General features: G+C 66.5%; 21 protein-coding genes and 1 pseudogene. 14 read left to right on the top strand and 8 right to left on the bottom strand.

Annotated elements, in window-relative coordinates; all coding sequences use genetic code 11:
- The first annotated feature begins 33 nt into the window (after positions 1 to 33).
- Positions 34 to 1,110 carry a succinyl-diaminopimelate desuccinylase gene (gene dapE, locus BVC93_RS18445; protein WP_083738742.1) on the top strand — a complete coding sequence of 359 codons (1,077 nt, stop codon included), beginning with the start codon at positions 34 to 36 and terminating at the stop codon, positions 1,108 to 1,110.
- A gap of 9 nt (positions 1,111 to 1,119) precedes the next feature.
- Here the strand turns inward: dapE and BVC93_RS18450 are convergent, their stop codons facing one another.
- Complete coding sequence (locus BVC93_RS18450; protein WP_083738743.1) at positions 1,120 to 2,127, bottom strand: hypothetical protein; 1,008 nt, start codon at positions 2,125 to 2,127, stop codon at positions 1,120 to 1,122.
- Between the two features lie 23 nt (positions 2,128 to 2,150).
- Between BVC93_RS18450 and BVC93_RS18455 the strand changes: the two genes are divergently transcribed.
- The 7 genes from BVC93_RS18455 to BVC93_RS18485 all read left to right on the top strand — a co-directional run bounded on the left by BVC93_RS18455 (position 2,151) and on the right by BVC93_RS18485 (position 7,940).
- Complete coding sequence (locus BVC93_RS18455; RefSeq protein WP_083738744.1) at positions 2,151 to 2,714, top strand: TIGR00730 family Rossman fold protein; 564 nt, start codon at positions 2,151 to 2,153, stop codon at positions 2,712 to 2,714.
- A 67-nt stretch (positions 2,715 to 2,781) separates the two neighbouring features.
- Positions 2,782 to 4,569, top strand: coding sequence for a long-chain-acyl-CoA synthetase FadD6 (gene fadD6, locus BVC93_RS18460; protein ID WP_083738745.1), 1,788 nt, complete (start codon positions 2,782 to 2,784; stop codon positions 4,567 to 4,569).
- Positions 4,570 to 4,961: 392 nt separating this feature from the next.
- Positions 4,962 to 5,786, top strand: coding sequence for a dihydropteroate synthase (folP, locus tag BVC93_RS18465; protein WP_192860399.1), 825 nt, complete (start codon positions 4,962 to 4,964; stop codon positions 5,784 to 5,786).
- A complete protein-coding gene (locus BVC93_RS18470) occupies positions 5,783 to 6,736 on the top strand; it encodes a glucosyl-3-phosphoglycerate synthase (protein WP_083738747.1) in 954 nt (317 codons plus the stop codon). The genes folP and BVC93_RS18470 overlap by 4 nt, the downstream gene beginning before the upstream one ends.
- A gap of 15 nt (positions 6,737 to 6,751) precedes the next feature.
- The gene (locus BVC93_RS18475) at positions 6,752 to 7,063 is read left to right on the top strand and encodes a DivIVA domain-containing protein (RefSeq protein WP_083738748.1); all 312 of its coding nucleotides are present in this window, start codon (positions 6,752 to 6,754) and stop codon (positions 7,061 to 7,063) included.
- Positions 7,056 to 7,622 (top strand): DNA-3-methyladenine glycosylase I, encoded by a 567-nt coding sequence (locus BVC93_RS18480; protein ID WP_083738749.1) that lies wholly within the window; start codon positions 7,056 to 7,058, stop codon positions 7,620 to 7,622. Before BVC93_RS18475 ends, BVC93_RS18480 begins: the two co-directional genes overlap by 8 nt.
- A 150-nt stretch (positions 7,623 to 7,772) precedes the next feature.
- Positions 7,773 to 7,940, top strand: coding sequence for a DUF3117 domain-containing protein (locus tag BVC93_RS18485; RefSeq protein WP_005059648.1), 168 nt, complete (start codon positions 7,773 to 7,775; stop codon positions 7,938 to 7,940).
- A gap of 58 nt (positions 7,941 to 7,998) precedes the next feature.
- On the opposite strand, the gene glgA is transcribed toward BVC93_RS18485, so the two are convergent.
- A complete protein-coding gene (gene glgA / locus BVC93_RS18490) occupies positions 7,999 to 9,153 on the bottom strand; it encodes a glycogen synthase (protein ID WP_083738751.1) in 1,155 nt (384 codons plus the stop codon).
- 164 nt (positions 9,154 to 9,317) lie between these two features.
- Between glgA and glgC the strand changes: the two genes are divergently transcribed.
- Together glgC and BVC93_RS18500 are read left to right on the top strand one after the other, a co-directional pair.
- Positions 9,318 to 10,532 carry a glucose-1-phosphate adenylyltransferase gene (gene glgC / locus BVC93_RS18495; RefSeq protein ID WP_083738752.1) on the top strand — a complete coding sequence of 405 codons (1,215 nt, stop codon included), beginning with the start codon at positions 9,318 to 9,320 and terminating at the stop codon, positions 10,530 to 10,532.
- A gap of 52 nt (positions 10,533 to 10,584) precedes the next feature.
- Positions 10,585 to 10,923 carry a diguanylate cyclase domain-containing protein gene (locus tag BVC93_RS18500; protein ID WP_192860030.1) on the top strand — a complete coding sequence of 113 codons (339 nt, stop codon included), beginning with the start codon at positions 10,585 to 10,587 and terminating at the stop codon, positions 10,921 to 10,923.
- On the opposite strand, the gene BVC93_RS18505 is transcribed toward BVC93_RS18500, so the two are convergent.
- From BVC93_RS18505 to BVC93_RS18520, 4 genes and pseudogenes are all read right to left on the bottom strand, one after another.
- Positions 10,896 to 11,492: a DUF4126 domain-containing protein gene (locus BVC93_RS18505; protein WP_083738754.1), complete on the bottom strand. Its 597-nt coding sequence runs from the start codon at positions 11,490 to 11,492 to the stop codon at positions 10,896 to 10,898. The genes BVC93_RS18500 and BVC93_RS18505 overlap by 28 nt on opposite strands.
- A gap of 18 nt (positions 11,493 to 11,510) precedes the next feature.
- Positions 11,511 to 13,144, bottom strand: a pseudogene (locus BVC93_RS18510) (ABC transporter permease).
- Positions 13,141 to 14,025, bottom strand: coding sequence for an ABC transporter ATP-binding protein (locus tag BVC93_RS18515; protein ID WP_083738755.1), 885 nt, complete (start codon positions 14,023 to 14,025; stop codon positions 13,141 to 13,143). Before BVC93_RS18515 ends, BVC93_RS18510 begins: the two are co-directional and overlap by 4 nt.
- Positions 14,015 to 14,650: a TetR/AcrR family transcriptional regulator gene (locus BVC93_RS18520; RefSeq protein WP_083738756.1), complete on the bottom strand. Its 636-nt coding sequence runs from the start codon at positions 14,648 to 14,650 to the stop codon at positions 14,015 to 14,017. The genes BVC93_RS18515 and BVC93_RS18520 overlap by 11 nt, the downstream gene beginning before the upstream one ends.
- Before the next feature lie 461 nt (positions 14,651 to 15,111).
- Between BVC93_RS18520 and BVC93_RS18525 the strand changes: the two genes are divergently transcribed.
- Positions 15,112 to 16,641 carry a PGRS repeat-containing protein gene (locus BVC93_RS18525; protein ID WP_083738757.1) on the top strand — a complete coding sequence of 510 codons (1,530 nt, stop codon included), beginning with the start codon at positions 15,112 to 15,114 and terminating at the stop codon, positions 16,639 to 16,641.
- Between the two features lie 66 nt (positions 16,642 to 16,707).
- Here BVC93_RS18525 and BVC93_RS18530 read toward each other — a convergent pair whose 3' ends face one another.
- Entirely contained in the window at positions 16,708 to 17,754 is a 1,047-nt protein-coding gene (locus BVC93_RS18530) for a class I SAM-dependent methyltransferase (protein ID WP_083741143.1), read from the bottom strand.
- A 128-nt stretch (positions 17,755 to 17,882) separates the two neighbouring features.
- Here BVC93_RS18530 and BVC93_RS18535 point away from each other — a divergent pair, with 128 nt between their 5' ends.
- Entirely contained in the window at positions 17,883 to 18,437 is a 555-nt protein-coding gene (locus tag BVC93_RS18535; protein WP_083738758.1) for a hypothetical protein, read from the top strand.
- A gap of 63 nt (positions 18,438 to 18,500) precedes the next feature.
- Here the strand turns inward: BVC93_RS18535 and BVC93_RS18540 are convergent, their stop codons facing one another.
- Positions 18,501 to 19,163: an O-methyltransferase gene (locus tag BVC93_RS18540; protein ID WP_083741144.1), complete on the bottom strand. Its 663-nt coding sequence runs from the start codon at positions 19,161 to 19,163 to the stop codon at positions 18,501 to 18,503.
- Between the two features lie 286 nt (positions 19,164 to 19,449).
- On the opposite strand from BVC93_RS18540, the gene sigE reads away from it, so the two are divergent.
- On the top strand, positions 19,450 to 20,130 hold the full coding sequence (gene sigE, locus BVC93_RS18545) for an RNA polymerase sigma factor SigE (protein ID WP_442928963.1): 681 nt from the start codon (positions 19,450 to 19,452) through the stop codon (positions 20,128 to 20,130).
- Positions 20,131 to 20,226: 96 nt separating this feature from the next.
- On the top strand, positions 20,227 to 20,649 hold the full coding sequence (gene rseA, locus BVC93_RS18550; protein ID WP_083738760.1) for an anti-sigma E factor RseA: 423 nt from the start codon (positions 20,227 to 20,229) through the stop codon (positions 20,647 to 20,649).
- The last annotated feature ends 72 nt before the right edge of the window (positions 20,650 to 20,721 follow it).

Here is a 20,721-nt window from a genome sequence, read left to right on the forward strand (position 1 = left end):
CTGGATGCGCCCGGGCCGTTACGCTGGCACATTGTGCTGGACTTACGCGGTGACCCCATCGCCCTGACCGCAGCGTTGGTGGACATCCCGAGCGAATCGCGCCACGAGAGTCGCATCGCCGACGAGGTGGAGAACGCGCTGCGCGGGCAGGCCTCGGGCTTCGAGATCATCCGCAACGGCAACGCCGTGCTGGCCCGCACCCAGTACGGACTGCCCACCAGGGTGATGCTGGCCGGGCATCTGGACACCGTGCCCGCCGCCGACAATGTGCCGTCGCGCCGCGAGGGCGAGATCCTGCACGGCTGCGGCACCGTCGACATGAAGGCCGGGGACGCGGTGTTCCTACACCTGGCCGCCACCATCGACAAGCCGGCCCACGACCTGACCCTGGTGTTCTACGACTGCGAGGAGATCGAGGCCTCGGCCAACGGGCTGGGTCGCATCGAACGGGAGCTGCCGGACTGGTTGCATGCCGACGTCGCGGTACTCGGTGAGCCTTCCGACGGCTTCATCGAGGCCGGCTGCCAGGGCACCCTGCGGGTGGTCGTCAGCGCCACCGGCACCCGGGCGCACTCGGCACGATCCTGGTTGGGCGACAACGCCATTCACAAGTTGTCCGGTGTGCTGGCCCGGTTGTCGCAGTACCGTGCCCGCGACGTGGACATCGACGGCTGCGTCTACCGGGAAGGCATGTCTGCGGTGCGGGTGGACGGGGGAGTGGCGGGCAACGTGATCCCCGACGCCGCCTCGGTGACGGTGAACTTCCGGTTTGCGCCCGACCGCACCCCGGCGCAGGCGCTCGACCACGTGCGCGAGGTGTTCGACGGCCTGGACGTGACCATCGAACAGACCGACGCCGCCGCCGGCGCCCTGCCCGGCCTGCAGATGCCGGCCGCGGCTGCGCTGGTCAAAGCGGCGGGCGGGCAGGCCCGCGCCAAGTACGGCTGGACCGACGTCGCCCGGTTCGCCGCCCTGGGCATTCCTGCGGTGAACTATGGCCCGGGAGATCCGAACCTGGCCCACCGCCGCGACGAGCGGGTGCACGTCGGGCAGATCACCGCCGCCGTCGACATGCTGCGCGGCTACCTCACCGCAGCCGCTTCGGACTGACACTGCCGATCACCTCAACGTCGTCGCGGTTTCGGTGACCAACCGGTGCAGTGCGGCGTCGGCGCGGGAGTCGCCCAACTCGGACGCATCACGCCAGGCCAGGATCGCCACGCAGTGCTGCCCGGACCGTTCGGCGGTCTGAGCGGCTTGCCTGGCCGCGGCGATCGCGCCGTGCTGGTCATGGGCCGCCGCCAACCGCCACGCCCGTGCCAATCCGAGTTCGGGGGCGAACAACGCCGACTTGGTGCCGTGCCGGGACTCTGCCCGCGACAACGCTTTTGCCGCTTCCGCCAGCTCGCCGGACCGGGCCAGCGCGGTCGCGAGCAACATCAGTGCCAGTGGGCCCCACGAATAGCCGGTGCGATCAAGAATCGGTGCGGCCGCACTCAGCAGCTTCGCGGCCGCCGCGTCGTCACCGCGGCGCATCAGCACCGACGCCAGCAGGACGTCGGCGATCGAGGTCGCGGGTTGCCCGCCGGACGTCAGGGCCCGCGCGGTGGTGTCGGCGTCCTCGAGCGCGCCTGCCATGGTCGACGTGGTGATCCGTGCCAGCCCGATGGTGTAGCGCAGCAGCCCCGGATGCCCGGCGGCCTCGGCACGCTCGGCGAAACCCTGCACCTCGGCGACGCGGCCGACCCGCGCCGCGCACAGCGACGACGTGCTGGCCGCCCACGCCACGGCCATGTCGGAGGCCGCGGGCGCGGCGAGTACCTGTCCCGCCAGCTCCAACGCCCGCACCGGGTTGCCGGCATTCATCGCGAAGGTGGCAAGCAGCGCGTCGACCGTCAGGCCGGCCGACCCGGCAACACGGTTGCGCACGGCACGCAGATACGCCGTCGCCCGCTCGGGTTCACTGAGCATCCAGAACTGGTTGGCCGCTCTGGGCAGCGCCACCGCCAACAGCTGCGCCTCGGACAGGACATCGGTGTCGAGAGCCGACAGCACCTCCTCGGCCTCGCGACCACGGCCCTGCCAGGCCAACGCCTGCGCCGCCTCGGCGGCTGCGGTGATCGACACCGCCGGAGTCTAAGGTTTTTCCAGTGCGCTCCGACCAAGAATCCGACCGGCAGTGGGCCGTCTGCGTCTACTGTGCCTCCGGCCCCCGCGACCCTGAACTCCTGGCGTTGGCCACAGCTCTCGGGGCGGCAATCGCCGACCGGGGATGGACCCTGGTATCGGGCGGCGGCAACGTCTCGGCCATGGGGGCCATCGCGACGGGAGCCAGAGCGCACGGCGGCAGCACCGTCGGCGTCATCCCCAAGGCACTGGTGCATCGCGAACTCGCCGACGTCGACGCCGAAGAGCTGATCGTCACCGACACCATGCGGCAGCGCAAACAGATCATGGAGGACCGTGCCGACGCGTTCATCACGTTGCCCGGCGGCATCGGCACCCTCGAGGAACTGTTCGAGACGTGGACAGCCGGCTACCTCGGAATGCACGACAAGCCCGTCGTGATGCTGGACCCCGGCGGCCACTACGACGGCCTGCGGGACTGGCTCTCCGGGCTGGTGGCGACCGGCTATGTCGGTGCGACAGCGCTGGATCGACTGCTGGTGGTGCGTGACGTCGAAGCAGCTCTGGACCTCTGCGCGCCCCGCTGACAACGGCAGTTGTACCGATCCGGTTACGCTAGCCTCCGAATCCGCTGAAGACGAGGGGCGCACGCGCATGTCCGAGCAGAACGGTTCCCGATCCTCTGTCGGCCTGGCTGACATCGTTACGCAGGTGCCGGCGGTTCTCGCCGATGCCCCGCAGATCCTGCGAGGAGTGACGACGGGGTTTTTGGCTCGGCCCACATCGAAGACCTCGATCGGCAAGGTGTTCCAGGACCGTGCCGAGAAGTACGCCAACCGGCCGTTCCTGAGGTTCGAAGACCAGACCCTGACCTACGCCGAAGCCAATGCCACCGCCAACCGGTATGCCGCGGTACTGGCCGCGCGCGGGGTCGGGCACGGCGACGTCGTCGGCATCATGCTGCGCAACTCACCCGACGCGGTGCTCACCATGCTGGCGGCGGTCAAGTGTGGCGCCGTCGCGGGGATGCTGAACTATCACCAACGCGGTGACGTGCTGGCACACAGCATCGGGCTGTTGAAGGCCACGGTCATCATCGCCGAGACGGAATTCATCGAACCGATCGTCGAATGCGGCGCGGTGGCCGACGGCGCCCCCGAACCCACCACCGTCGACGAGCTGCACCGGCTGGCCGAGACGGCACCCACCGGCAATCCGGCGTCTGCCTCCGCGGTGCTGGCCAAGGACACCGCGTTCTACATCTTCACCTCCGGGACCACCGGGCACCCGAAAGCCAGTGTGATGACCCACTTTCGGTGGCTGCGTGCGCTGGCCGGGTTCGGCGGTCTGACGCTGCGACTCAAGAGCGACGACGTGCTGTACTGCTGTCTGCCGCTCTATCACAACAACGCGTTGACGGTGGCCTTGTCCTCGGCACTGACCTCGGGGGCGACGCTGGCGCTGGGCAAGTCGTTCTCGGCGTCGCGGTTCTGGGACGAGGTCATCGGCTACGACGCGACGGCATTCGTCTACATCGGCGAGCTGTGCCGGTATCTGCTGAACCAGCCGGAGAAGCCGACCGACCGCGCCCACAGAGTGCGGGTGATCGCCGGAAACGGTCTGCGTCCGGAGATCTGGGACGAGTTCACCACCCGGTTCGGCATCAAACGGGTGGCCGAGTTCTATGCCGCCAGCGAGGGCAACACCGCCTTCCTCAATGTCTTCAACGTCGCGAAGAGCACCGGCATCAGCCCGATGCCGCTGGCCTATGTCGAGTACGACGCCGACACCGGCGAGCCCACGCGCGACTCTTCCGGCCGCGTGCGAAAGGTGCCTGCCGGTGAGCCTGGGCTGCTGATCAGCCCGGTGAACAAGCTGTCGCCCTTCGACGGCTACACCGACAAAGCGGCCACCGAGAAGAAGCTGGTGCGCAATGCCTTCAAAGACGGCGACGTCTGGTTCAACACCGGTGACGTGATGAACCCGCAGGGCATGGGGCACGCGGCCTTCGCTGACCGGCTCGGGGACACCTTCCGCTGGAAAGGGGAGAACGTCGCCACCACCCAGGTCGAGGGTGCGTTGGTCGATCTGCACGACATCGAGGAATGCACCGTCTACGGCGTCGAGGTGCCCGACACCGGCGGGCGCGCCGGCATGGCCGCGGTGAAGCTGCGCGACGGCTCGTCCTTCGACGGCAAGGCCCTGGCCGCCGCGGTGTACGGCAAGCTGCCCGCCTACGCCGTGCCGCTGTTCGTCCGGTTGGTGGAGTCGTTGGAGCACACGTCGACGTTCAAGAGTCGCAAGGTGGATCTGCGCAAGGAGGGTTACGGCTCCGACGTGCAGGACCCGCTGTACGTGCTCGCCGGCCGGGACGAGGGTTATGTCGAGTTCTATGAGGAGTACGTGACCGAGGTGGCGGACGGGAAGCGTCCGAAGGGCTGAGGAACGAAGCCCTGAAGGAGCGCTGACCCGGAGACACGGGAAGCGTCCGAAGGGCTGAGGAACGAAGCCCTGAAGGAGCGCTGACCCGGAGACACGGGAAGCGTCCGAAGGGCTGAGGAACGAAGCCCTGAAGGAGCGCTGACCCGGAGACACGGGAAGCGTCCGAAGGGCTGAGGAACGAAGCCCTGAAGGAGCGCTGACCCAGAGACACGGGAAGCGTCCGAAGGGCGGCGCCTGACGACGAGGCGGTTCTACTTTTCTGCGCCAGGGCTGCTCTGAGCGCTGAGTCACAACCCTGCTGCAGAAACTGAGCGCCGTTCTCGCGCGGTTAGCCTGGGTATGTGCAGGCGACGTTTCTGGGCCGGCCGGTCGCCGGCGACCGGGCTCTCATCATGGCGATCGTCAACCGCACACCGGACTCGTTCTACGACCGCGGTGCCACCTTCACCGACGAGGCGGCCAAGGCTGCGGCGTACACGGTTGTGGAGGACGGTGCTGACGTCATCGACATCGGCGGGGTGAAGGCCGGACCCGGCCAGTTCGTCGACGCCGATGAAGAGGTGGCCCGGGTGGTGCCTTTCATCGAGTGGCTGCGCGCCACCTTCCCGGACCAGTTGATCAGCGTCGACACTTGGCGGGCGTCGGTGGCGAAGCTGGCCTGTGCGGCGGGGGCGGATCTGATCAACGACACCTGGGCGGGCGCTGATCCGGGCCTGCCGGAGGTGGCGGCAGAGTTCGGAGCGGGGTTGGTGTGCTCGCACACCGGCGGCGCGACCCCACGCACGCGTCCGTTCCGGGTCAACTACGGGACCAGTACCCGCGCAGTGGTGGACGACGTGATCGCCGACGTCACCGCCGCGGCAGAAAACGCCGTGAGCAAAGGTGTTCAGCGCGAGCGGATTCTCATAGACCCCACTCATGATTTCGGGAAGAACACTTACCACAGTCTTAGTTTGTTGCGGCATGTAAAAGACCTTGTTAAGACTGGATGGCCGGTCCTGATGGCCCTGAGCAACAAGGATTTTGTCGGGGAGACTTTGGGTGTGGGTCTGACCGAGCGCCTGGACGGCACCCTGGCGGCCACCGCACTGGCAGCGGCCGACGGAGCGCGGATGTTCCGGGTACACGAGGTCGGACCCACTCGGCGCGTACTGGAAATGGTCGCGTCGATCCAAGGAGTGCGTCCACCGACGCGCACGGTGAGGGGACTGGCATGACGACAACACCTGACCTGGCCATCGAGAGCAAATTGCGCACCGACACCTGGCTCGCAGAGAACAGCTGGAACCGCCCCACCTGGACGGTCGCCGAACTGGAGGCGGCCAAGAAGGGCCGCACCATCTCCGTGGTGCTGCCCGCACTCAACGAAGAAGAAACCGTCGCCTCTGTCATCGACACCATCTCACCCATGCTCGGTGGCCTGGTCGACGAGCTGATCGTGCTGGACTCCGGCTCCACCGACGACACCGAGATCCGCGCCATCGCCGCAGGCGCCAAGGTCGTCAGCCGTGAGCAGGCGCTACCCGAGCTTCCCCCCAACCCCGGCAAAGGCGAAGTGCTGTGGCGGTCGCTGGCGGCCACCACCGGCGACATCGTGGTCTTCGTCGACTCCGACCTGATCGATCCGTCGCCGATGTTCGTCCCCAACCTGGTGGGCCCGCTGCTCACCCGCGAGGGCATCCATCTGGTCAAGGGCTTCTACCGCAGGCCGTTGAAGGTCAGTGGCAGCGAGGATGCCAACGGTGGCGGCCGGGTGACCCAGCTGGTGGCCCGTCCCATGCTGGCCTCGCTGCGCCCCGAGCTCAGCGGCGTCTTCCAGCCGCTCGGCGGCGAGTACGCAGGAACCCGTGAACTGCTGATGTCGGTGCCGTTCGCCCCGGCCTACGGCGTGGAGATCGGCCTGCTGGTCGACACCTACGACAAGCTGGGCATCGACGCCATCGCCCAGGTCAACCTCGGTGTGCGGGTGCACCGCAATCAGCCGCTGACCGCGCTCGGCGACATGAGCCGTCAGGTGATCGCGACCCTGCTCTCGCGCTGCGGCATCACCGACTCCGAGGTCGGGTTGACGCAGTTCTTCGCCGACGGCGACGACTTCACGCCGCGGGTGTCCAAGGTGTCGCTGGACGACCGCCCGCCCATGAACACGCTGCGCCCCATGAGGTAAGGCAATATCGATGGCGTGACGATGGTTCTGCTGTACCTGGTTGTGCTCATCCTCATCGCCATTGTGCTGTTCGGCGTGGCAAGTGTGGTGTTCGGTCGCGGCGAGCAGCTGCCTCCGCTACCCCGCGCCACCACAGCGACGGTTTTACCGGCCTCCGGCGTCACGGGCGCCGACGTCGAGGCGGTGAAGTTCAGTCAGGCCGTGCGCGGCTACAAGACCAGCGAGGTGGACTGGGTGCTCGAGCGGCTCGGTCAGGAGCTCGACGCACTGCGTGCCGAGGTGGCGACGCTGCGCGCGGAGACGGTTGACGCCGACGCCCGTGAGTGACGACGGCAAAGTGCGCTGCGGCTGGGCCGACAGCGGTTCCGAGCTCTATCGCGACTATCACGACACCGAGTGGGGCCGGCCGCTGCGCGGCACCGTCGCGCTGTTCGAGCGGGTGAGCCTGGAAGCCTTTCAAAGTGGGTTGTCGTGGCTGGTCATCCTGCGTAAGCGGGAGGGTTTCCGAGCTGCGTTCGACGGCTTCGACATCGATTCCGTTGCTGCCTTCGGCGACGACGACGTCCAGCGCCTGATGGCTGATGCCGCGATCGTGCGCAATCGGGCCAAGATCGAGGCCACCATCAACAACGCCCGGGTAGTGGCGGAGTTGGACACCGACCTGTCGGACCTGTTGTGGTCCTATGCGCCCGCTCCGCGGCCCCGTCCCGCCACCATGGCCGACGTCCCCGCTGTCACGCCAGAGTCCACTGCGATGGCCCGCGACCTCAAGCGTCGGGGGTTCAAATTCGTCGGCCCCACCACGGCCTACGCCTTGATGCAGGCCACCGGGATGGTCGACGACCATGTCGCAACGTGTTGGGTTCCGGCGGTTGCCGACCGTTAACGGCCGGGTCTTACACACGTTGCGGGCCCGATAAGGAACAATGGATTCGTGAACTGGCCTTTCGGCGCTGCTGGTTGGAACGGGTGGACAACCAACGCGCCGGTCTGGTCCATGACGGGGACGAGTAGTCCAACTTGGAGGGAGCACTCGATGGCGGCCATGAAGCCCCGGACCGGCGACGGTCCATTGGAAGCAACCAAAGAGGGGCGTGGCATCGTGATGCGGGTACCGCTCGAAGGCGGTGGCCGACTGGTTGTGGAACTGACACCCGACGAAGCCGCCGCGCTCGGTGACGAACTCAAGAACGTGACCAGCTGAGGCCACCCGCTGTTGGTGATCGAACCCCGCGCTTTGCGCGGGGTTCGGCATGCCGGGCCTACCCCGACACCGCGCGATAGATCTCCAGCGTCTGCTCGGCGATGTGCGCCCACGAGAATTCATCGATGCAGCGCTGACGTCCCGCAGCGCCATATTGTGCTGCGCGAGCGGGGTCTGCCACCAACGCATTGACCGCCGCAGCGATGCCGGCCTCGAAGCTGCGGGTGTCAGCCGCGTCGTAGTGCACCAGGGTGCCGGTGGTGCCGTCTGCCACCACTTCTGGGATGCCGCCGACGTCGGAGGCCACCACGGCCGTGGAACAGGCCATGGCTTCGAGATTGACGATGCCGAGCGGTTCGTACACCGACGGGCATACGAAAACTGCTGCAGCTGAAAGTATTTCGCGAATCTTGTCGACGGGCAGCATGTCACGCACCCAGAACACGCCCGTCCGTGTCTCCGACAGCCGCTCCACCGCGCCGGAGACCTCGGCGGCAATCTCGGGGGTGTCCGGTGCGCCCGCACACAGCACCAGCTGGATCTCGGGGTCGAACTGGTGGGCGGCGGCCACGAGGTGTGGCACCCCCTTTTGGCGCGTGATCCGGCCGACGAACGCGACCACGGGCCGCGACGGGTCCACTCCGAGTTCGGCGAGCACCGATCCCGCCTCGACCGGATACCAGACATCGGTGTCGATGCCGTTTTTCACGACGTGCACCTTGGTGGGATCCAGTGCCGGGTATACCTCGAGCACGTCTTTGCGCATTCCGGAACTGACGGCGATCACCGCGTCAGCGCCCTCCATGGCCGTCTTCTCCACCCAGGACGACACGCGATAGCCGCCACCGAGCTGCTCGGCCTTCCATGGCCGCAGGGGTTCGAGAGAATGCGCGGTCACCACGTGCGGGATGCCGTGCAGTAGTTTCGCGAGGTGACCGGCCATCCCGGTGTACCAGGTGTGGGAGTGCGCGATGTCGGCACCGGCGGCCGCGTTGGTCATCACCAGGTCGGTGGACAGCATCGACAACGCGGCGTTGGCGCCTGCGAGCTGCGGATCGGGCTGGTGGACGAACGCGCCCGGTCGCGGGGCGCCCATGCAATGGACGTCGACATCACACAGTTTGCGCAGTTGTGCGACCAGTTCGGTGACGTGGACGCCGGCGCCCCCGTACACCTCAGGTGGATATTCCCGTGTCATCATCGCCACCCGCATACGCACGACCGTAGTAGTCGGGACGCGCCGGCGCAGGTATTGGGTCAACCTGACGCCCGTCACGTGCCAAATACCTTGAACAGCAATCCGACTTCGGGACAAGAAGGGCACATTCTCGGCGATTGCCCTAGCCGCAGTTCGCCGCTGCAAGCTAGGTTTGTCTCATGAGGGAAGCGCCACATGTGCTGGGGATTGTCCTGGCGGGCGGGGAGGGCAAGCGGCTTTACCCGCTGACAGCGGATCGGGCGAAGCCCGCGGTTCCCTTTGGTGGTGGATACCGGTTGATCGACTTCGTGCTGTCGAATCTGGTGAACGCGCGGTTTCTGCGGATCTGCGTTCTCACGCAATACAAGTCGCACTCCCTGGATCGGCACATCTCGCAGAATTGGCGGCTGTCCGGTCTGGCGGGCGAATACATCACGCCGGTTCCGGCACAGCAACGCCTTGGTCCGCGCTGGTACACCGGTTCGGCCGACGCGATCTATCAGTCGTTGAACCTGATCTACGACGAAGACCCCGACTACATCGTGATCTTCGGCGCTGACCACGTGTATCGGATGGACCCTGAGCAGATGCTGCAGGCGCACATCGAGAGCGGCGCGGGTGCCACCGTCGCCGGCATCCGGGTGCCGCGGGCGGAGGCATCGGCGTTCGGATGCATCGACGCCGACGACTCCGGCCGGATCCGTGGTTGGGTGGAAAAACCCACCGACCCGCCCGGCACTCCCGACGATCCGGAGATGACGTTCGCCTCCATGGGCAACTACATCTTCACCACCAAGGTGTTGATCGACGCCATCCGCGCCGATGCCGACGAGGACCACTCCGACCACGACATGGGCGGCGACATCATCCCGCGGCTGGTGGCAGACGGCATGGCGGCGGTCTACGACTTCAACAACAACGAGGTTCCCGGCGCCACCGAACGTGACCACGGCTACTGGCGTGACGTCGGAACCCTCGACGCGTTCTACGACGCGCACATGGATCTGGTGTCCGTGCACCCGATCTTCAACCTGTACAACAAGCGCTGGCCCATCCGCGGTGGCTCGGAGAACCTGGCTCCGGCCAAGTTCGTCAACGGTGGGTCCGCGCAGGAGTCCGTCGTCGGTGCCGGAAGCATCATCTCGGCGGCGTCGGTGCGCAACTCGGTGTTGTCCTCCAACGTCGTCATCGACGACGGTGCCATCGTCGAGGGCAGCGTTTTGCACCCGGGTGTCCGGGTGGGTCGCGGCGCCGTGGTGCGACGGGCGATCCTCGACAAGAACGTGGTCGTCGGGCCTGGGGAGATGGTTGGCGTCGACCTCGAGAAGGACCGGGAGCGGTTCGCCGTCAGCTCCGGTGGCATCGTCGCCGTCGGTAAGGGTGTCTGGATCTGACGCGGCGTCACCTCGTCGATGCACCTGTTCCTTGATGCGGAGGCCCTCGCCCATGGACCGCATCAACGCACCGAATTCCGGGATGTCGTCCGGATGCACGATCTCGACGGCGCGTTTTCCCACCAGCTCGTGGGCCTCCGTGATCGTCCACGTCACCGATGCGGTGCTGCCGGAATCGGCGGTGGCGCTGGCCGACCGCCTGCTCGATGCGCTGGCGGCGCCGCTGCCGCTGGGGTCGACGACGGTGGCCATCGGACTGAGCATCGGGATTGCGGTGGCGCCGGGATCCGGTGTCGAGGCCGAGGCGCTGTTGCGGGCGGCGGACGATGCCATGTACGGCGCCAAGATGGCGGGCCGCAACTGCTACCGGGTGGGCGACGAACCGCGTTGACGTCTGCGTCGGCGCCACAGTGCCAGCGCGCCCCAGATCAGCAACGCCACGACCACCAACACCAGGACCGGAATCACCAGCGCCACCAGTACCAGTGACACGCTGATGCCGTCTTCGACCGTGCTCAGCACCGGCGCCGCTACCCCTGCGGTCGCCACGTTGGCGGCGGGGCGTACCGCGGACTTCGCCAGATGCACCGCCAGTGCCACCACGACGCCGATGACCACCGGTATCCACTGGCCCGAGCGGGCGAACTCGGCGGGGTCGGTGACGGCCGTGGTCTCGGCGGCGGTGCCGGAACCGAACACGATGCCACCGGCGGTCGGCCGGACAATGGTCTGCACGACGTCGTTCACCGAATCCAGTGCCGGGACCTTGTCGGCGACGAACTCGACCACCAACAACAGGGTGACGATCGTCAGCACCCAGCCGTTCTCCATCCACGACCAGGTGCCAGGCAGGGTGACGATGTCGGTGAACCGGGCCAGCAGTCCCAGCATGAGCATGGGGATGTAGGCGTTGAGCCCGGCGGCCGTCGCCAACCCCAAACCCGTGAGCAACTGCTCCATGTGCTCAGTATGGGACGGTCAGCGTAGGTCGCGTCGCCGGAAAGCCACGATGCCCACCGTCATCAGCGCGGCGTCGAGCGTCAACAACCACAGCAGGGGAGTCGCGCTGAACGTTCCCGTACCGACGTGGGGGATGTGGGTGTAGGGCTGAAGATCCAGCAGCCATTGCGGTGCGCCGGACAAGGACCCCAGCAGGTACACCGCGATCAGCCCTGCCAGCACACCCCACGCGACTGCGTTGAACCGCGGCAGCACCCCCAACAGCGCCAGCGTGACCGCGGCAGGCAGCCACACCGCGGGCACCTGTACCAGCGCGGTGCCGACCACGGCAGGCAGTTCGGTGCCGACATCTCCGGCCGCAGCGCCGTAGGTCAGTCCCGCCACCACTGCGGCGAGTGTCAGCGCTGCAGCTGACCCGAGCAATGCCACCACCAGATGGCTTGCCAGCCAACGTGTTCTGCTGACGGCGCCGGCCAGCAGGACTTCGGCACGCTGGCCGCTTTCTTCCTGGTGCAGACGCAACACCAGCGACACCACGAACGCCGATGCCACCATCGCCAGCATCGTGAACGCCACGGCCAGGAAAGCCTGTTCCATAGCAGCCGTTCCGCCGAGTCTGGTCACCACGTCGCGGGCGAGATCGGAGTTGCCGATCTCGTCCCCGATGCCGTGCGCCACGCTGCCGATGAGCAGCCCGTAGAGCGTCAGCCCGACCGTCCACAACATCACCGCTCCGCGGTCGAGGCGCCACGCCAGACCGAGTGGCCCCGCCAGACCTGCTGCCGCCGTTGCAGGTCCGGGGCGCTCGGCCAGCAGACCAGAGCCGATGTCACGGCGCCCCAGAAGTGCGAAGGCGACTGCTGTCACGGCTGCAGTGGTGCCGAGGTGCAGCACCAGCACCCACCAGTGATCACCCGCGAATGGCCGCACCTGCAGTGACCAGCCCAGCGGCGAGAGCCAGGCCATCCAGCCGGCACCGGCGTCGCCGACTGCGCGCAACGTGAAGGCCGCTGCGAGAACGGAAAACGCGATGCCCCGCGCGGACCGTGCACTCGGACAGAGTTGAGCGGCGACGGCGGCCACGGCGGTGAACACCAGTCCGGAACCGATGAGCGCCAGGCAGAACGCCAGCGAGCCCGCCGCCGGATGTCGGCGGTGAGCAACCCGGCGAAGCCGATGAGCCCGGTCAGCGTTGATGCCCCGAACGACAGCATCAGCGCCGCGGTGAGCCCCGCTCGTCGTCCCACCACCGTCGAGTCGAGGAGTTCGGTGCGCCCGCTTTCCTCGTCGGCTCTGGTATGGCGGATCATCGTCATGATCACCGCGACAGCGATCAGCAGATGAAAAACCCCGGCCTTCCAGATGCCGACGGCGCCGACACTGTCGTTGTAGACGTTGCCGTAGAGGGCCCGCTGGGCCGGGCTGGCCATGATCGACGCGGCGAACGCGGCCCGGTCGGCGGCTGTCGGGTAGACGGCTTCGACGCTGCCGATGTACACCGTGGCCAGTGGCACCGACAGCATCAGAATCCACAGTGGTGCGACCAGTCGGTCCCGGCGCAGGTACAGCCGGAGCAACTGCGTGGTGCCGGTGAACTCCGACGGTGTTGATGCGGCCCGGTGCGCGGGATGGTCCAGCAGTGCGGTACTCATGCCGCGCCGACGTCGTAGTGCCGAAGAAAGAGGTCTTCGAGCGTGGGTGGTTGGCTGACGAGGCTCCGGACTCCGGCTTGTCCGAGCACCCGGATCAGTTCACCGAGGCTGTCGCTGTCGACCTGAGCGTGCAGTGTGCGTCCCTGGACAGAGACGTCTTCGACCCCCGGTATGTGACTGATGTCGCCCGGGTCGCCCAGCAATTCAGCGGTGATGGCGGTGCGACTGAGGTGGCGCAGTTCTTTCAGGGTGCCGCTCTCGACGGTCTTGCCGGCCCGGATGATCGTCACCCGTTCACACAGTGCCTCGGTCTCGGCCAGGATGTGGCTGGACAACAGGACGGTGACGCCGCGGCTGTGGGCTTCGGTCACGCATTGCTGAAAGATGTTCTCCATCAGGGGATCCAGGCCCGAGCTGGGTTCGTCCAGCAGAAGCAACCGGGCGTGTGAGGAGAAAGCCGACACCAGGGAGACCTTCTGCCGGTTACCTTTCGAATACGTGCGCGCCTTCTTGGTGGGATCGAGAGCAAAGCGTTCGATGAGTTCGGCGCGCCGCCGGTCATCCAGGCCGCCGCGCATGCGACCCAGCAGATCGATGGTCTCGCCGCCGGTCAGGGTGGGCCACAGTGTGACGTCACCGGGAACGTAGGCCATGTGACGGTGCAGTCGCACGGCATCGGTCCAGGGATCGCCACCCAGCAATCGGACTCTGCCGCCATCGGGTTTCACGAGTCCGAGAAGGATCCGGATGGTGGTGGATTTCCCCGCCCCGTTGGGCCCGAGGAATCCGTGGACCTCACCTTCACGCACACTCAGATGCAGCCCGTCCAGCGCGGTGGCTGTTCCGAATCTCTTTGTCAATCCTTCGATTTCAATCGTCATGTCGATCTCCAACTTCTCGGGCCAGGAACGCGTCGTACATCGACGAATCCGTCATCAATCCGTGGGAGTAGACCTCGAGTGCGGGTAGCACCATGTCCTGGGCGTAGTCGTGCAGCACTGTGCGCATGTCCTCGGGATGCTCGTGCAACTGCAGATACAGCAGGAACCCGCCGCCGCCGATGATTCCCAGGAACTTGGCCCGTGCCTTGGGGTCTCGCGACTCTTTGATGGTTCCTGCTTTCACGCCCTCTTCGAGGTAGGCCTCGGCGTTGGTGATCATGGTGCGCCACAAGCTCTTTGCGAGTTCACTGCCTTCCTGCATGTTGCGTACCAGGTAGGACATCGCCGGTGCGAATTCTTCGATCTCAGCGAGTTTGGCAAACCACGCCGCCGGGTCGTGTGTCCGCAGTGACTCCGACTTCGAGCTGCGAATCAACTCCGTGATGTAGTCGTCGCATGCCGCTCGCAGGCCGGCTTTGGAACCGAAGTGATGGATCACCAGGCCGGGGCTTACGCCCGCGGCCTCGGCGATGGCCCGGACGCCGACGCCGAAGCCCTTCTCGCCGAACTGCGCGATGGCGGCATCACGGATTCGGGCGGTTGCCGTCAGATCCATTGAACGCATGTTCAGAATGCTAAACGCATGTTCAGTTTGCGTCAATCAACAGGTGTTGGACGTCATCTCATGTGTTTGCCTAGGGCGGGTGGATCTTTTGCGTGTGGGCTCCTCGAGTGGGGCTCTATCCACTGTTGAGCAAACCATGAATTCAAATTCAGAGAATGATGATCAGTCCTGTTCGTTCAATGTACTTACTTTCGTATTCAGGCCCTTGGTTGTGATGAGATTCGGGCGCTACCCGATAAGAGTCCAGCTAAACCCTGATCTTGATATGTTCCGACCTCATCGAGTCCGGTGTGGTTCGGAAATCCGCGAGTCGGCCGACCGTGTGACCTCAGCTATTTTCGAGTGCAAGATTCGCAAAGAAATGGTCTCAGATTTCACCTCTTGTCCACAGTGGGGGTGCTACGTTGCTGCGACGTGCGTCAGCGCGTGATGTACGTCACTTTTGTGGAGGGGATTCCTACATGGCAAAGCACTCAACACAGCGCAACAGACCCGCAGCCAGGCTCGGTGTGGCGGTCGCGGGCGCAGGCCTGATCCTCGGTGCTCCGGCGGTCGCGATGTTGGCGACGGCCGGCACAGCCCAGGCGGCGCCTGTCGACGAAGTATGCGTGCCCTTGGTCAGTTGTGAGCTCAACGACACCAGTTCGTTCTTCGGCGCGGGCTTCAACGGCCTGTCGTCGGTGCCCACGCCCAACTCTTTGGTTGGCCCCATGCTCGCGCCATCCCCCTTCACCGATCCCATCGAGGGCTTCCTCGACATGGCTGGCGCCATCCCCGGGCTGAACTTCTTCATCGGCAACGGTGCTGACGGCACAGCTCTGAATCCCAACGGCCGCAACGGCGGCATCTTCATGGGAAGCGGTGGCGATGGTTGGACCGATCCGCTGGGCCTCGCGGCCGCAGGAAACGGCGGCCGGGGCGGTCTGTTCTACGGCGACGGCGGTGACGGGGGCGACGGCGGCCTGGGCAAGGCCGGCGGAAACGGCGGCAACGCCGGTGAATTCGCCTTCTTCGGCAACGGCGGAAACGGCGGCAACGGCGGCGCCGGGTACAACCCGCCGGGCTCGCTCGGGCCGGCCGTCAACGGCGGCAATGGCGGACGAGGCGGCAGCGCAGGCGTGCTGGGGCTCTTCGGACAGGGCGGTAACGGCGGGAACGGCGGCGCAGGCGTCGACGGAGACGACGTGTTCCTCAATCCGCTGTTGGGCGGGAAGGCGGGAACCCCCGGCACGCCCAATTTGACCCCGGGCGGTGACGGCGGTGATGGCGGGAACGGAACTGGTGAAGGCATTCTCGGCGTCGGCGGAGCCGGAGGTGCGGGCGGATCCTTCGTCGGCCTGACTCCGGGAACAGGCGGTGACGGCGGCGATGGTGGTGACGGATCCGCTGGCGGTGCGGCCGGCGGTCTCGGCGGTCTCGGCGGGTCGTCGGTGTCGCTGGTCGGCGGATCCACCGGTGGTGCCGGCGGAAACGGTGGAAACGGTGGCAACGGCGCTCCCGGTGAGAACGGTTCCGCTGGTGGTAACGGTGGAGCCGGTGGTAACGGCGGTCTGTTCGGAAATGGCGGCAAGGGTGGCAATGGCGCTGCCGGCGGTAACGGCGGCAACAGTTCCACCACCGGCGGCACCGGCGGCGCCGGGGGCGCCGGGGGCAGTGCTACCGGCGTGACCCCCTCCACGGGCGGCGCGGGTGGTGACGGTGGTGACGGTGGTGACGGTGGCGACGGTGGCGACGGCGGCAACGGCGGCAAGGCCGGAGCGGGCGGCGGATCCAGCTTCCTGGGCTCCGGAGGAGCTTCCGGCACGGGAGGCAAGGGTGGCAAGGGTGGCACCAGTACCGGAACCGGCGGTCTGGGCGGTCTGGGCGGTCCCGGTGGTCTCGGTTTGTCCCCGGGTGGCGTCTCGGGGGCCGGCGGCAACCCGGGCTCCGTGGGCGGTGCCGGTCAGTCCGGTTCGGACGGCGCCGACAACGCCGGGGCGGACGACGACTGACAGCTGAACACAACAGTGGGGGTGCCGGCGGCGCCGGCACCCCCACTGTTGTTGCTCTGCAATCGGTTACGAGCCCGGCGTGCCGATCTTGCCGTAGACGTGCCAGCGCATCTCCACCGGAGTCTCCTCCCGCGGCATGTCGAACACGTCCTGACCGCTGACCCACTCGGCGTACCAACTGGTGGGTGGCCACTTGTCCGGGGGCAGGTTTTTCTTCTCGTAGTCGTACACCGACTCATCGCTCAGCAGAATCAGCCGCAAACCGGCTGCAGCCGCGGCAATCTCGTCAGGGGAGAAGATGGCGGCATAACACTGTTGGCCGAGTTCGCGTGTGGCGTCGTCCAACTCGTAGCCGGGTTTGGTGACGAACACGTTGAACACCAGCTGCCCGCCGGGAGCCAGATGCGCCGACGCCAATTCGAACAGGGCGCGTAGCTGGTCGGTGGTGCGGAAGTCGGAGACCACCTCCGACAGCAGAATCATCATGTAGTCGTCGCGAAGCCCTTGGGACGACGCGAAGATGTCACCGATGACCACCCGCACGGGCAGCGACTCCCGCTCGGCGTCGTCGGCGATCTGTTCGGCGAACTTGCCGGTGAGTTCCACCGCGTCCACGGGGTGTCCGCGGCGCGCCAAAGCCATGGTGTTACGGCCGGTTCCGGCGCCGACGTCGAGAACAGGAAAAGCAGCCGGGTCGGGTGCCGCGGCGGCCAGAGTCCACACCCGGGCATCGGGTTCGGTGCCGAAAAGCGGTGGCTTACGCGTGGCGATCCAGTTCTCGTAGGTCTTCTCCAGTGACCACCATTCGATGTTGATCTCATAGTTCAGCAGCGCCGCTACGCCTGCGCTGTAGGAGATGGTGATCGAGGATCGCGGTGACTGCTTGAACGCCTCATCGAGCTGGCGCTGCAGCAGCTGTCGCAGGTTGTCCAGCTCGACCTCGTTGAATGCCCGCCCCACGTCGGAGAAGACGTTGCCGCACAGTGCGACGTAGTCGTCGACCATGCTGGGCACGGCGGGCAGCTGGATCTGGCCGGAGACCGCTGAGCGACGCATCAAACGTCGCGACATCGCCTCGCGTTGCGGGCTCGAACTCTGGTGTTGGTTAGCCATCAGCACCTTTGCTACACCACGGGGTCTGTATTTGACCAGTCCGACGACGAAAGTGAGATGCACTGCGCTCTCGACGGATTCAGGACGTACCGGCCAAACTCGGCGACCAGTGCCGTTACTATCGCCGCATGCCTGACGACGCGGACGACGAAGTTCTCACCAGCGCAACCCCCGCCGGCCATCGCCAGCAGCCGGCCTCGGGGTGGATCGCGCCTCTGGCACTGGTGGTCGCGCTCGTCGCGGTCGCGGTATCGGTGTGGGCTCTGACATCCAAGTCCGCCGAACCGGCAACGGTGTCCGAATCCGAACCCGAAACCACCACCGCTGAGGCCGCTCCCGCCGATCCCGCTGCGGCAAAGGCCCGGGTGTGTGCCGCCGTCGACACCGTGAGTCGGGCAGTGCAACTGCAGACCAACGGCAACCTCGGCCCCGATCCGGTGGCGCAGACAGCTGTCGCGGGCAATGCCCGCCTCGCGCTGCTGGGTGGTGGGCTCTACCTCGAACAACAGCTGGGCGACGACGCCGCACCCGAACTCGCCGGTCCTGTTCGACAGTTCGCCGTAACCCTTCAGGACATCGGTGCCAACGCGCTCACCGGCGTCACCAACCAGGATCCGGTGCAGCAGGGTCGACTCGCCGAGGGAGACCGGCTGCGGCAGGAGATCATCGGGCTCTGTGCCTGACCGCTTCGTAGCCCGACGCTGAAGGCCCCCAGCTCGGCTGGGGGTCTTCCCGTCGCGGCCTGGTCAGCCGGTCTGGATCACCTCGCGGGCGGCAGCCAGGATGCCGTCGCCCAGCGGGATGAGGACAGGTGTCAGTCGCTCGTCCTCGGCGATCAATCGCGCAGCCTCGCGCACCGCGGACACCTCGGCGTCATTGGCGGCGGGATCACCCGCGCGTCCGCCCAGTGCGGCCCGGTGGACGACGATCACCCCTCCGGGACGCAGCAGCCGGATCCCTTGGACCACGAAGTCGGGCTGGTCGACTGGTTCTGCGTCGATGAACACCAGGTCATAGGACTCGTCGGCCAGCCTTGTCAGCACTTCCTGGGCGCGGCCGCTGATCAGCCGGGTCCGCGACGGGCCGATACCGCCTTCGTTGAAGGCCTGCTTGGCGGTCCGTTGGTGCTCTGGCTCGATGTCGATGGTGGTCAGGACGCCGTCGTCGCGCATGCCGGACATCAACCAGAGCCCGCTGACACCGGCGCCGGTGCCCACTTCCACCACTGCTTTGCCGCCGCTGACCCGGGCCAGCAGGCTCAACAATGCGCCGACTGCGGGTGTCACCGCGCCGGCGCCGATGTCGGTGGCCCGTTCGCGCGCCGCCGCCAGCACTGCGTCCTCGGTGATGGCGCTCTCGGCATGCGACACGATGGCTTCGGCCGGGGACGGCTGGTCTTCGGGGGCCATGCCCGCAGCGTAGATGGCTGCGCCCGCGGGGGTGTGCAGGCGCGCCATCCGGGAGCTGTGACACGACGGCACCCTGTGGCGACACGCACGTTTGAAGATCACGATTTGGGGCATGAGCTGGGGCAACCAATCATTCTTAGGAAAAGATCAGATTGCTCACATGGCCAACACACGCCGATGCAGCACGGTATGGGGCATGGAACTCGGTGGTCGCTGGTCAGGGAATAGCGTTCACCCCTCGCGCGTTCCCACCACTATCGAACTGCCGGTTCCATCTGGCACTAGAATGCAGCAACACGTTGATCAGGAGGATCCGACGACCACGATGACGGCGCCGCAAAACATGTCGCACGTCGCCAGCACTGTAGACACCGAATGGGCTCAGCCCCCGTCGGAGGAGTTGCAGGGCACGGCTGTCTTCGACGCCACCGGCGACATCGCAACCATGCCGTCGTGGGACGACCTCGTACGCCAGCACGCAGACCGCGTGTATCGCCTGGCCTATCGTCTGTCCGGTAATCAGCACGACGCCGAGGACCTCACCCAGGAGACGTTCATCCGGGTGTTCCGATCCGTGCAGAACTACCAGCCCGGCACCTTCGAAGGCTGGTTGCACCGCATCACCACCAACCTGTTCCTCGACATGGTCCGCAGGCGTGGTCGCATCCGCATGGAGGCGCTGCCCGAGGACTACGACCGGGTGCCCGCGGATGAACCCAACCCCGAGCAGATCTATCACGACTCGCGTCTGGGGCCTGACCTGCAGGCTGCGCTGGATTCACTGCCGCCGGAGTTCCGTGCCGCGGTCGTCCTGTGCGACATCGAAGGTCTGTCCTACGAGGAGATCGGCGCCACCCTGGGCGTCAAGCTCGGTACCGTGCGGAGCCGCATTCATCGGGGTCGGCAGGCACTGCGGGAGTTCCTTGCCGCTCAGCAGCGCGTTGACGCTGCGGCAAATTCTGACTGAAAAGATGCCGAGTCGGGGTGTCCGACGGCCGATTGCGCGCTACATTTGATAAGGAATCGCTAAGACTGCAGCGCGTGATCGGAAGGAGCGGGGTGAATGAGCGACCGGGGACACGTATTTCGACGGGCGTTCTCCTGGCTCCCCGCCCACTTCGCCTCTCAGAGTGATGCACCGGTAGGTGCTCCTCGTCAATTCGGCTCCACCGAACACCTCTCCATCGAGGCAGTTGCCGCGTTCGTCGACGGCGAACTCCGGATGAATGCGCACCTGCGCGCTGCCCACCACCTGTCGATGTGTGCCGACTGTGCGGCAGAAGTGGATGCGCAGCGGCAGGCCCGGGAGGCGCTTCGCGACTCATGCCCCATTCACATCCCCAGCGGTCTGCTCGGCATGCTGTCGCAGATACCCCACGCCCCGCTCACGCCGCCCGATGATGCGCCTGAGCACATTGCCGAGCGTTTGGTCGACGACACCCGGTTGACAGACGACTCCGAGCGACCTCGCCGCCGCCGCCGGTAGGGTGGATGGGGCCGAGTCCGCTGCGATGCGGGCTCGATAGGTCAGTATCGGGCGGCTGGCATGCCGACGCCC

Source organism: Mycobacterium sp. MS1601 (assembly GCF_001984215.1).
Taxonomy (GTDB): domain Bacteria; phylum Actinomycetota; class Actinomycetes; order Mycobacteriales; family Mycobacteriaceae; genus Mycobacterium.